Origin of the sequence: Lyngbya aestuarii BL J (assembly GCF_000478195.2) — a bacterium.
GTDB lineage: Bacteria > Cyanobacteriota > Cyanobacteriia > Cyanobacteriales > Microcoleaceae > Capilliphycus > Capilliphycus aestuarii.
The window spans coordinates 23,898-40,667 of sequence record NZ_AUZM01000029.1; the positions used below are offsets into that span (position 1 = coordinate 23,898).

Sequence of the window (16,770 nt, forward strand, 5' to 3'; positions counted from 1 at the left end):
CGACTTTCAATCTTTGAGGAAAGATGCCGTGCCTTTTAAGGAATATTTAACGTCTGACTAACTTTTTACTGACTTTCCGCAAACGAATAGACTCAGGTGTAACTTCCACCAATTCATCCGAACCAATATATTCTAAAGCCCGTTCCAAACTCATATCAACAGGGGCTTGGAGTTGTACCAGTTCATCCCCGGTTGCAGAACGATGGTTAGTCAACTGTTTCGCCTTGCAAACATTCAAATCTAAATCTTGAGAACGGTTGTGTTCACCCACGATCATCCCTTTATACACCTTAGTTCCGGGTGTAATAAAAAATGAACCGCGATCTTCAGCATTTTTCATCGCGTAGAAGGTTGTCACCCCTTCTTCAAAAGCAATTAAAACCCCGTTGCGGCGAGTCTCAATATCCCCACAGAGAAGCCGATATTCAAGGAAACTGTGGTTCATAATCCCAGCCCCGCGAGTAATTCGCATAAAATCACCCCGGAAACCAATCAACCCTCGCGCCGGAACTACAAACTCTAACTGGGCGCGACCATTCCCCCCAACGCGCATATCTTGCATTTCCGCCCGTCGTTGGCCCAGACGTTCCATACAACTTCCCACCGCCTCTTCAGGAACATCTAACACCAGATATTCAAACGGTTCGTAGGGTTGACCACTAACTTCACGATAAATCACCTGAGGCTGAGAGACTTGGAACTCGTAGCTTTCCCGGCGCATATTTTCAATTAAAATGCCCAGGTGAAGTTCACCCCGTCCCGACACCATGAACTGATCGGGAGAGTCTGTTTCTTCAACTCGCAGGGCGACGTTGGTTTCCAACTCCCGCATCAACCGATCCCGCAACTGACGAGAGGTGACGTAAGATCCTTCTTGCCCGGCAAACGGTGAGTCATTCACCGAGAACATCATCTGTAAAGTCGGTTCATCGACCTTAATCAGAGGCAGGGCTTGGGGATCGTTCGGACAGGTAATCGTTTCCCCAATATTGGCATCACTGAACCCGGCAACAGCGACTAGATTTCCTGCGGTGGCTTCTTCGAGATCAATCCGGCTTAAGCCTTCAAAGCCCATTAACTTCGTAATTTTACCTTTGACAATTGCGCCACTCTCGACCACTAAAGCCGCTTGTTGTCCAGCTTTGATAGTGCCGTTGTGAATTTTACCAATCACAATTCGACCCAAATATTCAGAATAGTCTAGGGTCGTGACTTGCAGTTGCAGAGGTTTATTGAGATCTCCGACAGGCGGCGGAACGTGTTCGAGGATGTCTTCAAACAAGGGCTGCATATCGACCCCTTCATCCTCTAAGGCCCGTTTGGTGTAGCCTTCTAAACCGGAAGCAAACAAATAGGGAAATTCACATTGATCATCATCGGCACCGAGTTCGAGGAACAGATCTAAAACCTTATCAATCGCCCCAAAGGGTTCAGCCCGAGGACGGTCAATTTTATTAATAACGACAATAGGACGTAAGCCTTTTTCTAGGGCTTTTTTCAAGACAAAGCGGGTTTGAGGCATCGGGCCTTCATTCGCATCCACAATCAGGATACACCCGTCTACCATGCCTAAAACTCGTTCAACTTCTCCGCCAAAATCGGCGTGACCCGGAGTATCGACAATATTAATTAGGGTGTCTTTGTATCGAACGGCTGTATTTTTCGATAAAATCGTAATGCCGCGTTCTCGTTCAATATCGTTGGAGTCCATTACACAGTCCGGCACATCTTCCCCTTCGCGGAAAATACCGGATTGTTTCAATAAAGCATCGACTAAGGTCGTTTTGCCGTGATCGACGTGGGCAATAATAGCAACGTTGCGAATGGGGAGAGACATAGGTTAGTGCCTAATAGCAGAATATATTAAGATTATTGGCATTTGTTGACGTATCTTAATAATTGTAACGCATTGGCGATCGTTAAAATAGCTACAAATGAGAAATTCACTATTCTTTCGGGCGAGAAACCGATAACAGCCGTGAGAGTTTGAGATCATCTCCTCGTACATCCTAGATTCTTCACGACATTCACAATGACGGTGTTCAGAATAATTTTAGATCGTGATCACGACTGATTCTGGCCATTCTCTATACCAAGATTTACCTGCTGAGGAAATGGGTAATTGAATTCGGTTCCAGCTAAATAAACCCTGATCTTTTTCTAAAAAAAACCCATCTTTAAAATCAATACTTAGGGAATCAAAGCCACTGTCAATATATTGAAAGGAAAGTGAGGACAGGATAGGATTTAACCGCAGTCGATTTCTTAGCCAATTGCGATGAATAATGCCTGTATAAGTGCTACGAAGTGTTCCGGCAAATTTTTCAGCTTTTGCCATGACTAAGTTACAAATTAGCCCTAAAGTTTGTTCGTCAGTAAAGGGTAAGTCTTGGAAATCATCGAGAAATTCAGTCATAATTAATTCATCAATAAAGAGATAGTTTTTATAGTTATTAATAATTTCAGCAAAAAACGCTTTATTATCTGATTCATCTGTACAAATGACTAATAATTCGTCTGGGCTAAAATTAGCTTGAATATTGCTGAGTATTTTTTGAGAATAATATTGGTCAATGCCTGGAATATGTTTACGATAATCAGTGAGTCTAACGTGAATACCGTTAAATTTTCCGAGTTTATCACTAATTTTATCCGCTAAACTCCGATAAATAGCATGAGGACGAATCGATTCCATTAAAGTATAAAGAGAAGGATGAGGCAAATAAAAAAAGCGAGAATAAAACCCAAAATTACAATTTTCTAAATGCCAAATATCCTGTTCAACATCTCTTAAAATAAACCGATTTTCTGCAAATTCTTCTAAAACATCAGGAATAACAACCCCAGGATTTGGCACAAAAACAGAGTCAATTAACCGCTGTTCAAAGCGAGATAAACTTAAAGTTTGAGTTTGCTTTTCTTGAACAAAATCTGAATAACTAATCCAGTCAACGGGCAACGGATCTAACAAATCAAGAATAGTCGGAATTTTCTGGTTATTAACGATTCCTCGGCGATGTTTTGGAACCCGATGATAATGTCCTCCTGAAACCGACTTTAACTGTCTTTGTTCTCCGGCTGAACCATAATAAACAAGCCGTCGTTGAGTCAAATAAGCTAATCCGACGGCTAACTCTAAAGACATTAAATCATTGTTCAACCCTGACTCATAATTTTTGTATAAAAGATAGCGCATCGAAATGACGAACTAAGCCGGAGAATTCTCCATCACTTCTTGGAGATGAGCAAACCGTTCCAGATAAAGATCAACCTCTAAATCTTGACCCTTTTCTGGAGAATATGAACGTCTAACTTGACCCAAATAAACAGGTTCAGAAACCCCCGGTTCAGGATGAATTAAAGTCCGCGCCCGAATCGTTAAACGTTCATCAGGTCGTCCTGCCCGTCCCGGAGAAAACAAATCCGCCCCGGCTTGTTGTAACGTCGCTTCTAACTCCGTGGGAGTCGTCTGAGGCTTAACTACAATAACAATTTGGCGATCGCCATCATCATAAACCCGAGAATATTGAACCGCACCCGGAACCTCAACCCGATTAAACAGTCCCAAACCCAAAGCAAAGACCCCACCGGTTAAAACCCCCATAAAAGCCGTGATCCCAACCAAGCGAAAGCGAATCCCCCATTTAAAAATAAATCCAAGTACCATTAAAAACGCACAAAATAAAGTAAAAAAGCCAATCCATTTAGAATAATTGAGCAGTGCTGCCGTAGATAACATAAATTTGTTGTTCAATCCGAATGGGTAACAGTTCCCTATTATTCCCCTTTTCGTCCCGTAAGAAAATAGGTGATCATTTCTCCCTTCCCCTTAACCGTGATTTTACCCCGTTCTTCCAACAGATACTTTTCCTTCAAGCGTTCATAGGTTATAGCTGTGACTTGAATTTTCCCCGAGATGCCATGAGACTCCATGCGGTTAGCAGTATTAACCGTATCACCCCACAAATCATAGGTAAACTTTTTCATCCCAATCACACCCGCTTCCACCGGGCCTGTATTAATCCCAATCCGCATTTGTAGCGGTTCTCCGACTTTCAGGCTAAACTGACCAATAATCGATTGCATTTCCAGAGCCATTTCAGCGATCGCGGAGGCATGATTAGCTTGAGGAATAGGGAGTCCACCCACAACCATATAAGCATCTCCCAAAGTTTTAATTTTTTCAAGGTTGTACTTATCAGCCAACTCATCAAACAGAGAAAAAATGCGATTGAGAATCTCCACCAATTGCGCCGGGGAGAGATCCGCCGACAGCTTCGTAAAATTGGCAATATCACCGAACAAAACCGTCACATCGTCAAAACTATCAGCGATGGTACTTTCTCCGCGCTTGAGGCGTTCTGCAATGGCTTTAGGGAGAATATTCAACAGAAGCTGTTCAGACTTTTCCTGTTCTTCAGCCAATTTTTTGAGATAAGCCCGTTCTTGATCTCGGAGTCGTTTTTTTTCCAGACAGGCGTTGATACGAGCGCGTAATAATACGGGGTTAAAGGGTTTAGACAGATAATCTTCCGCCCCGAGTTCAATACAGCGCACCACACTCTCAATATCGTTAACGGCTGAGATCATAATCATCGGAATGTAGCGCAAAGTCTGATCGGCTTTCACCGCTTCTAGGACTTGATAACCGTTCATTTGAGGCATCATGATATCAAGCAACACCAAATCAAGCGGTTGAGAACGCATCATTTCTAACGCCTCAAAGCCATTAGAAGCCAGCATAACTCGATAACCTTCTCGTGTAATGCGTCGGGCTAGTAAGTCACGATTAACCTCATTATCATCAACGATGAGAACAAGAGATGATTCTAGGTCAGCGTTCATCTGGCTTTAGGATAAATGTCCTTCTCACAGCTTCTTTGGGTTTGAGCAAAACTCAAGAGACTTTTGATAGGATGGGAGCAATTACACCGCTTTAAACAGTGAGTAGAGTCTTTATTCTCTCCTGTGTCGTCTAGTAATGCCATTAAAGATTCAATTCCCGGCTCGATCAATCATTAATAGAACTGCTGAGTTAGGGATTCGTTGCTTTTTTTAATAGGGATTCAATTTTCTCTAAGAGTCGGGGAAATTCAATGGGCTTTGTGTCGTAGTCATCACACCCAGCAGCCATACACTTTTCGCGATCGCCAGCCATCGCATGAGCTGTTAGGGCAATCACAGGTATATGTTTCGTTTTCGGATAGTTTCTAATCTCACGTGTGGCTTGCCATCCATCCATCACAGGTAAACTCATATCCATCAGGATGATATCAGGCTGATGAGAGCGACTCAGTTCTACTCCTTCAGCCCCATCAACCGCGATCAGGAGTTCATATCCCTTACGACTGAGACGGCGTTTTAGCATATCTAGGTTCATTTCGTTATCTTCAACCAACAAAATCTTAGCCATGATCTGATTCTTGCGTTGATAGTTCAGTATTGAAACTGGGTGTAATTAAGGATGATATTTTTAGACTAGCATTGACTAGCCCCTGAATATCACGCAACAGATCATCACAGTTATAACTTCCTTTTTGCAAAATTTGCTCTACACAACCTTGAAGTTGGGAGCTTTCTCGAGTCGTTAAGTCCATAGCTGTGGTGACAATAATCGGTATATTAGCCCACTCTGGAGTATTGCGTAAAATATCAATCAGCTCAAAACCATTGATTTGAGGTAAGACCAAATCCAATAAAATTAAACTGGGTGTCTTTTGGGTCAGTTGTTTCAAAGCCGCCGAGCCGTCTTCGGCTTGATCAACCTGCCAACCCTCTTGTTCTAAAAATTTTCCGAGCTTTTGACGGGTGAGCGGATCGTCCTCCACAATTAAAATGTGATTGACTGCATTGTGATCATTATCCTGAAGTAGAGGCTGATATTTTTTCACCAGATTAGCTAGACGTTTGCTATCAACCGGTTTAATCACATAGTCCGATGCACCTAATGCAAAGCCCCGAGTTTTATTGCTGATGAAGGATAACACAATTACCGGGATATCGGCTAACTCTGGATCGGCTTTCAGGGCAGACAATACAGCCCAACCATTCATATTCGGCATGATAATATCGAGGGTAATCGCATCCGGATGAAGTTCTCTTGCTTTGCGGAGTCCTTCTTGTCCTGAAGATGCGGTTTCAATTTTCATCCCTTCTCGGGTGAGCGATCGCACAATTAAATCTCGCGCCATCAAATCATCATCAATTACTAAAATGGTATTGGAGCGATCAGCTGTAACCGGGGAAGATCCCGAATGGTGATCGCGAGTCGGAGAAGTCTCCTGCTTCGGTTGCGGATCAGACTCATCGAGTGATTCTGTACTTTGCTGCTTTATCTGTTTGACCTCCCTGGGTAGAATAATCGTGAAGGTCGAACCGCAATCAAGTTGACTTTCTACCGTAATGGTTCCTCCCATCATCTGACAAAAGCGTTGACTAATGGTTAAGCCTAATCCCGTTCCTCCATATCGACGGGTTGTAGACGCATCACCTTGAGTAAAAGGTTGAAATAGCAGATCAAGTTGTTCAGGACTCATCCCAATTCCCGTATCGCTGACTTGAAACCGAATCAACGCAGGTGCTGTAGTGGGAGAGTCGGAATTTTCCAGATTTTGAGATTCTGTGGGCTGGGGAGAGACTGTTAATTTAATCTGACCTCCTGTGGTAAACTTTGCCGCATTACTCAGTAAATTTAATAAAATTTGTCGAACTTTGGTGATATCGGCGTACAGAATATCAATCTGATCACTACACTCAACTTCTAAGGTATTACTGTTGCAATCGACGAGAGGTTGAGCCGTTGAAATAACACTCTCAATCAAAGCGGAAATACTAAAATCTTCCAGATACAAATCCATCCGACCCGCTTCAATTTTGGAGATATCGAGAATATCATTAATCAGGGTGAGCAAATTACGTCCGGCTTTACAAATTCGTTCTAAATCCGGTACAAGATCTCGATACCCAGAATCTTCAGCTTCTTCGGTTAAAATTTCGCTGTAGCCGATAATCGCATTTAGAGGGGTTCGCAATTCATGGCTCATATTGGCGAGAAAGGTGCTTTTCGCTCGACTCGCGGCGACGGCAGCTTCTTTGGCTTGTTTGAGCGCAACAGAGGCTTCTTTGCTCTCGGTAATATCTTCGACAGTGCCTTCATAGCAGATCATTCGGCCTGTGGCATCTCGTACAGCCCGAGCATTTTCTGAGATCCAGATTATGCTACCATCTTGACGATAAACTTGAGATTCAAAGCCAGAAACCACTGGATTCGCTTGCATTTCCGCAATAAATTCTGCCCGTCGATGGGGTTTGACATAAACTTGTTTGCTGATATCAGTAATTCCCTCAATTAAGTCGGCTGGTGTTGCATAGCCTAAAATCCGAGCTAAAGCGGGATTAGCACTGAGATAACGACCTTGAGGCGTGGTTTGACAAATGCCTTCGGCTGCATTTTCAAAGATACTTCGATATTTAGCTTCTGTTTGTCGGATCACGGCTTCTGTTCGTTTCCGTTCAATGGCGTTAGAAAACATTTCCGCGACCATTTTTAATAAGGCGATGCTATCGGATGACCAAGCAAAAGCAGAATTAACCGCATCAAAACGTAAAAAGCCGACAACGGTTTTACTACAAACCAACGGAATAATGGTTAAATATTGTAAGTTTTCTGGAGATGTTTTTTGATCGTCAAAAGGACTATGAGTGGTGTGAAACTGTTGCAAATATTGTAAATCAGCTTGAGCCTTTTCTGATAAATCACCAGCCAAACAATGAATGCTCTTAAACTGATTTAATTGTTCCATAATCCAAGGAATGCTTGCAGAATTCAGTTCGGCTTCGGGATGATTGGGTTGGAGACGATTTTCTAAAATATCAATTAGTTGACTGGTTTTATTGGATGTTTCTATTGATTCTTCCTGGATTTCATGGGCTTTTAAGGTTGTCCACTCATAGAGGAATTTCATCGGTGTATCTGGATTCGGAAATAGATAAATATAACCGCGATCTACCCCAATAAATGTACTAATTTTTTGAAGAGCCTGTTCAATTCCGGCATCTATTTCATCAATACTTAAACTAATAAAATAGGTCGATAAATTAGTAATTAACTGTTCAAACTCAACACGATTTTTGAGAGATTTTTCTACCCGTTTACGCTCAGTAATATCACGAAAACTCCAAACCCGACCGACTATTTTTTCTCCTACCTTCGAGGGATGAGAATACACTTCAAAAATTCGACCGTCTTTAAACTCAACAATATCATAGGTTGGCGTTTTAGGTGCAGCCGACAGTTGCATCACGGTATTAAGAAACCGAGGTGGATATTTCAGTTTTCGGAGTACAAAGGTTAGCGCTGATTGTTCGTGAGGAGGCTTTAAAGTTTCCTCTGGAATTTGCCACGTTTCGACAAATTTTTGATTGAAGTTACAAACTTTTCCCCCTCGATCCAAAGCAACAATTCCGGCATCAGTCGCATTAAAAGTGGCTTGTAATAAAGACAGTGATCGTTCGGCTTCGAGTTGGGCGCGTTTGCGATCGGTAATATCGAAAAAAACCAACACCGCACCGATCAAAGTTTCATGATCGAGAATCGGATTGAGAACGTAGGAAACCGCTAAAATGGCATCATTTTTACAGCGAAATTGATCGTCACTGGATTTGAGAATTTGTAGCTCAGGAGACTCTGAAGGCAAACAATCTAAGCAGTCTTGAAACGTACAAGGAAAATCTACCGTAGACAGTTGAGAATGGGAGGCAATATGCTGTAATAAAGGTTGACCCAAAAGTTCCGGCTGTTTCCATCCGAGTAAGCGTTCAGCTTCTGGGTTCATCGACAGGAGACAGCCATTTGGGTCTAGAATACACAATCCCGCTCCCAAAGAACTAATCACTGCAAGCAGTCGATCTCGTTCTGTCGCCAAACGAGTTTCAGTTTCCTGTCGTTGCTGCTCATACAGTTTTAGCATTTCCCGAGAGGAGAGGGTCAGCGATCGCTCCATCAGATATCGCTCTTGATCGGCTTCGGTATAGCTACGACTGATATGATTGAGGAATTCCTGCCAGGCGACAGCATTGCTTGGAGGCGTGTTTTCGCTAAGAGCAAGCCGTTTGAGTTGACGCTGAAGCAAAGGATGCATAATTCCTGGTAATGATTCGCTAAAGTGCTAGTCTAATTTGAGACAAAAAATCAAGGATGACCCAGAAGGCAGTATTTGCAAATCGATACAATGTCAAAGCGCAAAGGCATTTTGAGACGGGGTAGGTCACATTAAATCTTACGAGGAAAAGCTGTAACACTGCCGATTAATAGATCACTAAGCAGTAAGCTGTTATTAACCGTTAAGAACTGTTTTTGGGCGAGTATTGGGACTTTCTCGAATCAGGGTTAAGGTCATCGTTTGATTATGGAGTTGACAGATTGTTTCCACACCGTAGGGAGCAAATTCGCCGTAGGAATAAAAGCCAATTTGTTGAGTGTGGGCGGGTAACTCTTCCAGTGTAACTTCTAGTTCTTCCTCTGTTCGCTCCCCTAAAACCAGTCTACGTCCTGAACCACTGATTGAAATTGCAAGTGTGGGTTCGTTTTGGGAACGGTTAGAGTCATTTTCTTGTTTTTGATTCCCTTGTCTGATCTGGCGTTGCAGACTATTACGACTGACTAATGCCGCCACTATTGCCCCATCGACGAGTCGTTCATAGTTTCCGCGCATGAGTTGGGTGAGTGCGCCTTGGGGAATATTGCCACTAAAACGCATTGACTGAGTATCCTCATCGAGACTCACAACCGTTCTGACACTGGCTTTGCGGGTGGATGCGGTATGAACAGCAAGCGGAAAAAATAAAGCGCTCTTGGGTAAATCTCGGGCTTGTACGCCTAAATATTCTTTGTACAATTCTAGGACGGGTTTACCATCAAGTTCGTAGAGAATATTGTGTTTAGAGCGAGTTACCCGACGTTCAGGGCCGAATATTGTCCATCCACTTTGACAACCAAAGCCGATTTGTATCTGTTCTCCATAGAACCCAACGGCTGCGACTGCACCACTGGTCGGAACCCCGTTAGCGAGTACCCAGGTGTGCTGAAACTGGTGATAATCTGCGGCTAATCCCCCCGTAATCGGTAGGGTTCGAGAGGGTTTAGAACCGGGGTTAATGGTAGAATTGAATCCCCGAATCAGTTCACTACCATTGACCAATAGTCCATCCCCGAGAATGAATACGCCTTGTAAGTCGTTTGAATTGAGTTTAGCCGCGAGGGTTCGACCTGCACGATAGGAGTCCAGACTGCCAATTCCTTGACTGAAATCAAGGAGACAACTGGCACTGCGGAGTTGAGTCTGTTCAAACTGCACAACCGCTACTGAGAGGGTGTGATCGAATAATAGGGTATCAAAAATTTCTCCAGCAGTTGAACACCCAATTAGGTGAGACTGGGGATAGGTTTGTTTGAGGTGTTCAATGGGATGAGGATGATCGATCAACTCGACTGCACCAAAGACTAGAACTAAGGTGTGTTTTGAGTCGAGTGGGGGAAGGGTATGAGATGACCATCCGTTTTGAGGATGCCAGAAAAAGGTTTCCAATTTCATGGGTTTCAAGATTGCAGTTTTTAGGCACGGGTACGAGGTCAATTATCCCCGTCTTTCGGGGGTGAGGGTTAATGCCTGGGCTTCTTGAGTTTTTTTGAGCTTTTCTTGTTCTTGTTTGGGTTTTAAATAGAGGTTTTCGACGAGGGCGGCGACACCTGCAAACCAAGGTGGAACGATTAAAGCGCCCAGTATTCCTAACACTTGTACACCCCCTAAGACAGACAACAGTTGAAACAGGGGATGAACTCCCACGGAGGTTCCGACTAATAAGGGATCAAGAACGTAGGTTTCAACGTTTTGAACGATCACGTACAGAAGTAGCACCCAGAAAAATAGAAATCCTCCTTTGGCGAGGGCAACGATCAGGGCGGGAATTGCCCCGAGAATTGGCCCGAGAAAGGGGATGAGGTTGGTTACGCCTGCGATCGCACCTAAACCGAGTGCAAATTCTCGCAGCCCTAAAAATCCTAACCCCATTGTGGTGGCAACGCCTAAAATTCCTGAAACGAGTAAGCGCCCGCGAATATATCCCCCCATGCGACGGCTGACTTGGCTGACTTGGGCGTTGAGTCGTTCGTTCCACGGGTAGGGAAAGAGTTGGACTAAACTTTTGATCAGGGTGTTGCTATCGGCGACCATGTACCCCGAGACGAACAGGGCAATAATCAGGCTGAATACGCCTCCGACAATACCCCGTGTGATGCTATAGGATCGCAGCAGCAGTTGTTGACTAGAACCAATGATCCAGTTGGTGACAGATTGGGTATCAATCAGATCTTCGATTAAGGCGGGGGTGTCTTCGCCCAGGCGACTGGCTAAAGCACTGGCAAGATCAACAATTCGTTCGGAAAATAGGGGCAGTTGACGCACTAATAAGTTGATTTGGTCAAATACACGCGGGCCAACGACTAGACCAAATCCGGTTAATCCCGCAATTAGGGTTAAATAAACTAAAATGACGGCTAACCAACGGGGAACTCTTTGGGCTTCTGCCCAATCGACAAGAGGTACAATTGAAGCGGCGAGAACGACCGAGATCATTAGCAGTACAATTAAGCTTTGAAGTTGCCAAAGCAGCACTAAAGCGAATACCGCTAACAACACTAGCACGACATTAGACAGTGATAGGGTAATGCGACGATCTGAAGTTAATGGACGTTCATCATCAGTCATGGGTCGAGTCTCAAGGATTGATTACAGTGTTTTTCATGTCAGGGGGATTGAAGGGGTTGGCGATTGCGATTGGGACGGGGAAGAATGGGAATGAACAGCAGGATAGATTCAGGGATTTTTTAATGGGGTTAACGGTACAATCAAGAGGAGTTAAATTTTGTGCTATTTTATCATATATTTTGAGTATTTTAAATAAAATATGGATTGTTTTTTTCAAATCTAAGTATTCAAATGATTTCCATCAAAATTTTAATTTTAGCGAAAAAATATTGATCTTTCAAGGTTAAATTTCAAGGGGAGATTAATTGAGTTTAATTACGGTTACTCCTGTATTTTTAAGTTTATAATGTTTAATTCAAATCAGAGGTTGAGAGTTATACAAATCATTGTAAAATTTTAAGCTCAATCTCGCTGATGACTTCTAAACTGCCTTAATAATCTATTTTGACTTATGCAAATTCATATTGAAGGTTGGCGTTTTATTCCTCATTATATTGCGATCGCAAATCAATTTCAACTCTTGGAAATGTTGCGGCGACCGAAACTTCAACTCTCTTTTCAAGATCTCCCTTATTCTAACTCAAATTGGCAAGGAGTTCAGAGTTTATTGAACTCAACCAATCAACAATATTTTGATCAACTCCATCAAACGGTTTCTCCCTTCGCAGATGTGACGCTGAGAATGGCTGAACCTTTAAACTTAAAATCTTCTAATGCTTCGCAAACTGTTATTTTAGCAATGGCAGAATGGGGAACTCTACTCGATGAAAGTTTCACCCCAAAATATTTAGGAAGTTCGATTTATCTCGACTCAGATACAACGTTAATTACACCTTCTTCTTGGTCAAAATCTGGATTAATTCGCAGTGGAATTGCAGCCGATAAAATTGCTGTTGTTCCTTGGGGGGTTGACCCCAATATTTATAAACCCTTAACGCCAGAAGAACGAAAAACCCTACGTCAAAAATTAGGATGGGATGACTATTTTATCTTTTTAAACGTTAGTCCAATGGAAGATAGAAATGGTATTCGTCCTCTATTAAAAGCGTTTGTTTCCCTTGTCGAACTTTATCCCCAGGTTCGATTAGTTTTAAAAGGCTGTGACGCACTATATCCGTCTAAACAATCTCTTTTAACCGCGAGTAGAAGTATTCTCAGTGAAGCGGAAGTCGCCAAAATAAAACCGAATATTGCCTATATTGGCGAGACTTTTTCTTTTCAAGAAATGGCACAACTTTATCAAGCGGCTGATGCTTATGTTTGTCCAACTGTGGCTTCAAGTTTTCATTTATCTGCTTTAGAAGCAATGGCTTGTGGTTTACCGATAATTTCTACGGATGGTAGTGCGACAGATGATTTTATTCACCCTAATTTTAGCTTTAAAATTAAGAGTAAATTTAGGAGTCATATTATTAACCAACGCCTTCATTTCTTCCTACATCCCGACTGGGAACATTTAGTTGAGTTAATGGAAAAAGTGATTGAAAAACCGGAAATTTGTCAGCAAGCCCGTCAAATTTTACCTCAATTTGTTCAAGAAAATTATACATGGAAACATACAGTTGATCAACTCTTAGAAGTCTGTAAAACGTCTAGAAATTTACCCAAAAAAGTAGATCATCACTTTTCTTCTGTTTCAACCCAAAAGCCAAGTTTGCTTGTAGAAGGTTGGCGTTTCATTCCTCATTCTTATGCTTTAATTAATAGTTATCAACTTTTGGAACTTAATCAACGAGATGATATTCAACTTTTCTATCAAGATATGCCTTATGTTAGCGAGAGTTGGAAAGCCGTCGAAGGGTTACTCTCTCCCGAAGATGAACACGCTTTGAAAAAGATTCCTTTAGCAACCGAAAATCAAGCTTCAGATGTGACATTACGAGTCCATTGTCCGTTTAATTTAGCAAATTCTCGCAGTCAAAAAACGTTTATGTTTGCTTGTACAGAATGGGGTGTTGTTCCCCAATCTATTTTAAGAGGAATGAGAGTATCTTCCTTCCGAGAAGCCCATCTAAGTTCTGATACAGTTATTGTTACTTCTTCCCATTGGTCAAAACAAGGATTTCTCAATAGTGGTGCTGATCCAGAACGAGTTGTTGTTGTGCCTTTAGGAGTTAAACCTAATATTTATTATCCCTTAAAACCGGATCAACGTCAAGCTTTACGTCAACGATTTGGATGGAATAATGCTTTTGTGTTTCTCAATATTGGGGTGATGTGGAATGAACGTCAAGGAATTGAACGGTTATTAAAAGCCTTTGCTATTTTAGCTGAAAAGTATCCCGATATTCGCTTAGTTCTTAAAGGCAGAGATGCAATTTTTCCCTCTAAAGAATCAATTCAAAAAGCTAGTAAAAATATTTTAACAGAAGCCGAACTTGAACGAATTAAATCTCGAATGTATTATATTGGAGAGAGTTTATCGGCGTTAGAAATGGCGGAACTTTACCAAGGATCTGATGCTTATGTTTCGCCTTATTCTGCGGAGGGTTTTAATCTTCCCGTATTAGAGTCAATGGCTTGTGGTTTACCTGTTATTTGTACAGAGGGAGGTTCAACGGATGATTTTGTTCAACCGGAGTTTGTTTGGAAAATTGACAGTAAACTTAAAGTTAATACTGAAAAAAATGGAGATATTAAGTTTTTCCTCGAACCCAATACCCAACATTTAATTGAGTTGATGGAGGCGATGATTGAAAATTCTAGTTTCCGAAATCAAGCTTATCAGAATTTACCCCAATTTGTCGCCAACAATTTTACTTGGAAACACGTTGTCGATCAATTGCTGACCGTCATTTTTTAAAAGTAGGGTGGATGACAGAAAAAAGTTGATTCGATGAAAAATTAAATGATCGGTTGTCATCCAGACTACAAGGTTAGTTTGAGAAAAGTTGATCTAGATAGGAAGTTAATCTTACAATAAACACTCAGGATTTAACGTTAGCTTGAGACTCGATTAAACTGTCCGATATTCGATGGGAAACCTACGAATATTTACTCAAAGATATTAGTAAACAAAGGTGCGAGAATTTCGTCAATGGATCAGAAGCCAACTAGAGTAATCATTAGTTATGGAGGATTTGACGTTGAGATGAGTCGAAGCTGACACCGTGAATACCCGTGGGGAGGGGAGGACAGACGGAAAACTTAAAAAAACGCTGAGATTTCCTCACGTTCAGCAAAACCATACGATAAACTATAAACTACAAGATATAATATTTTCGTTCAGGTAAGTTTGTTATGACCTCAATCGCTGCTGCCAATACAGAATCTACCATGAATGATCCCAAACGGGGTTTACCTGTTACGATTATTACAGGTTTTTTGGGAAGTGGGAAAACGACTTTACTCAATCATATTCTTTCCAATCAAGAAGGGGTAAAAACTGCCGTCTTGGTGAATGAGTTTGGAGAGATTGGGATTGATAATGAATTAATCGTTACCACCGATGAAGATAACACAATGGTCGAGTTGAGTAACGGCTGTGTTTGCTGTACCATTAATGAAGATTTGGTGAACGCAGTTTACAAGGTTTTGGAACGTCCAGAACAAGTGGATTATATGGTTGTAGAAACCACTGGACTCGCTGATCCGCTTCCGGTGGCGTTAACGTTTTTGGGAACAGAATTGCGCGATATGACTCGCCTTGATTCAATTGTGACAATGGTAGATTGTGCTAACTTTAGTTTAGATCTATTCAATAGTCAAGCGGCTCAGAGTCAAGTTGCTTACGGTGATATTATTGTTCTCAATAAAACGGACTTGGTTGATGAGGCGGATGTTGATAGTTTAGAAGTCAGAATTCGAGATCTCAAAGGAGATGCGCGAATTTTAAGAACCACTCAATCTCAAGTTCCTTTAGCGTTAGTTTTGAGTGTGGGTTTGTTTGAGTCAGATCGTTATTTTGAAGCTGAAGAACATGAACATGAACATGAACATAAACACCATGAACATGAACACCATGAACATGAACACCACGATCACGAACACCATGAACATGAACACCATGAACATCACGATCACGAACACCATCATCACCATTCCGATCACTTAGAAAATGATGGCTTTACTTCTCTTTCCATTGAGAGTGATCGTCCGTTTTCTCTGCGAAAATTTCAATATTTCCTCGATAACCAACTCCCCAGTAATGTATTTCGGGCTAAGGGAATTATGTGGTTTGATGAAAGTCCGAAACGTCATATTTTTCACTTAAGTGGAAAGCGATTTTCGATTGATGATTCAGAATGGAAAGGTGAGAAGAAAAATCAGTTAGTATTAATTGGTCAAAATCTTGATCACGAAACTTTGCGATCGCAACTTGAAAACTGTTTAGGTACACCCAAAGAAAACAAAGGAAAAGGCTTTGGAAAAGCTTAATTTATCACTGATTTCTTGATGTATTTACTGAGACTAGATTGAACAAATGCGAGTCATTATCCAGCGAGTTACAGCTTCTCAAGTAGAAGTTCAAGGTCAAATTATCGGTAAAATTAGCCAGGGGTTAAATTTACTGGTGGGAATTGCAGAAACGGATACAGAAGCCGAACTTGACTGGATGACTCGCAAATGTTTGGAATTAAGACTTTTTCCCGATCAAAATAATCAGACTGGGCGCTGGGAAAAATCCGTTCAAGACATTGGGGGTGAACTTTTGGTGATCAGTCAGTTTACCTTGTATGGAGATTGTCGCAAAGGTCGTCGTCCTTCCTTTGACCGTTCAGCCGCGCCAGAAGCCGCCAAAAAACTGTATGAAAAATTTGTCGAAAAGTTGCGTTTAAGTGGCTTAAAGGTCGAAACAGGGGAATTTGGGGCAATGATGGAAGTCTCGATCCAAAATGACGGCCCAGTCACTCTGATTTTAGAACGGGAAAGCTAAAAAATTAATAGAGTTGAAAATTGCCTAAAAACACCTCTAAACCTTTCAATCTATTCATTACGGGGGTAGATCGTTAATCGACTCACTTGCTAAAATTATAACCACTTAGATTAAGCCATAATTTTTATC

The 16,770-nt window shown here is 41.8% G+C and carries 12 protein-coding genes; 4 read left to right on the top strand and 8 right to left on the bottom strand.

The features are described 5' to 3' along the window. Positions 1-46: 46 nt before the first annotated feature. From typA to M595_RS13840, 8 genes are all read right to left on the bottom strand, one after another. Positions 47-1,837: a translational GTPase TypA gene (gene typA / locus M595_RS13805; RefSeq protein ID WP_023066929.1), complete on the bottom strand. Its 1,791-nt coding sequence runs from the start codon at positions 1,835-1,837 to the stop codon at positions 47-49. Positions 1,838-2,053: 216 nt separating this feature from the next. After that, positions 2,054-3,145, bottom strand: coding sequence for an O-fucosyltransferase family protein (locus tag M595_RS13810; protein ID WP_152983576.1), 1,092 nt, complete (start codon positions 3,143-3,145; stop codon positions 2,054-2,056). A 63-nt stretch (positions 3,146-3,208) separates the two neighbouring features. Beyond that, positions 3,209-3,739: a Ycf51 family protein gene (locus M595_RS13815; protein WP_023066895.1), complete on the bottom strand. Its 531-nt coding sequence runs from the start codon at positions 3,737-3,739 to the stop codon at positions 3,209-3,211. Positions 3,740-3,777: 38 nt separating this feature from the next. After that, on the bottom strand, positions 3,778-4,845 hold the full coding sequence (locus M595_RS13820; protein ID WP_040484094.1) for an adenylate/guanylate cyclase domain-containing protein: 1,068 nt from the start codon (positions 4,843-4,845) through the stop codon (positions 3,778-3,780). A gap of 190 nt (positions 4,846-5,035) precedes the next feature. After that, entirely contained in the window at positions 5,036-5,413 is a 378-nt protein-coding gene (locus M595_RS13825; RefSeq protein ID WP_040484095.1) for a response regulator, read from the bottom strand. Further along, positions 5,406-9,140: a response regulator gene (locus M595_RS13830; protein ID WP_040484096.1), complete on the bottom strand. Its 3,735-nt coding sequence runs from the start codon at positions 9,138-9,140 to the stop codon at positions 5,406-5,408. Before M595_RS13830 ends, M595_RS13825 begins: the two co-directional genes overlap by 8 nt. 195 nt (positions 9,141-9,335) lie before the next feature. Further along, entirely contained in the window at positions 9,336-10,592 is a 1,257-nt protein-coding gene (locus tag M595_RS13835; protein WP_040484097.1) for an FIST signal transduction protein, read from the bottom strand. A gap of 42 nt (positions 10,593-10,634) precedes the next feature. Beyond that, positions 10,635-11,765 (bottom strand): AI-2E family transporter, encoded by a 1,131-nt coding sequence (locus tag M595_RS13840; protein WP_023066947.1) that lies wholly within the window; start codon positions 11,763-11,765, stop codon positions 10,635-10,637. Between M595_RS13840 and M595_RS13845 the strand changes: the two genes are divergently transcribed. The 4 genes from M595_RS13845 (at position 11,744) to dtd (ending at position 16,641) form a co-directional block, all read left to right on the top strand. Further along, the gene (locus M595_RS13845; protein WP_040484098.1) at positions 11,744-12,052 is read left to right on the top strand and encodes a hypothetical protein; all 309 of its coding nucleotides are present in this window, start codon (positions 11,744-11,746) and stop codon (positions 12,050-12,052) included. The two genes, M595_RS13840 and M595_RS13845, sit on opposite strands and share 22 nt — an antisense overlap. A 164-nt stretch (positions 12,053-12,216) precedes the next feature. After that, entirely contained in the window at positions 12,217-14,568 is a 2,352-nt protein-coding gene (locus M595_RS13850; RefSeq protein WP_023066921.1) for a glycosyltransferase family 4 protein, read from the top strand. A gap of 437 nt (positions 14,569-15,005) precedes the next feature. Further along, positions 15,006-16,142, top strand: a complete 1,137-nt coding sequence (locus M595_RS13855) for a CobW family GTP-binding protein (RefSeq protein ID WP_023066928.1) — start codon at positions 15,006-15,008, stop codon at positions 16,140-16,142. A gap of 46 nt (positions 16,143-16,188) precedes the next feature. Continuing rightward, the gene (gene dtd, locus M595_RS13860) at positions 16,189-16,641 is read left to right on the top strand and encodes a D-aminoacyl-tRNA deacylase (protein WP_023066897.1); all 453 of its coding nucleotides are present in this window, start codon (positions 16,189-16,191) and stop codon (positions 16,639-16,641) included. The last annotated feature ends 129 nt before the right edge of the window (positions 16,642-16,770 follow it).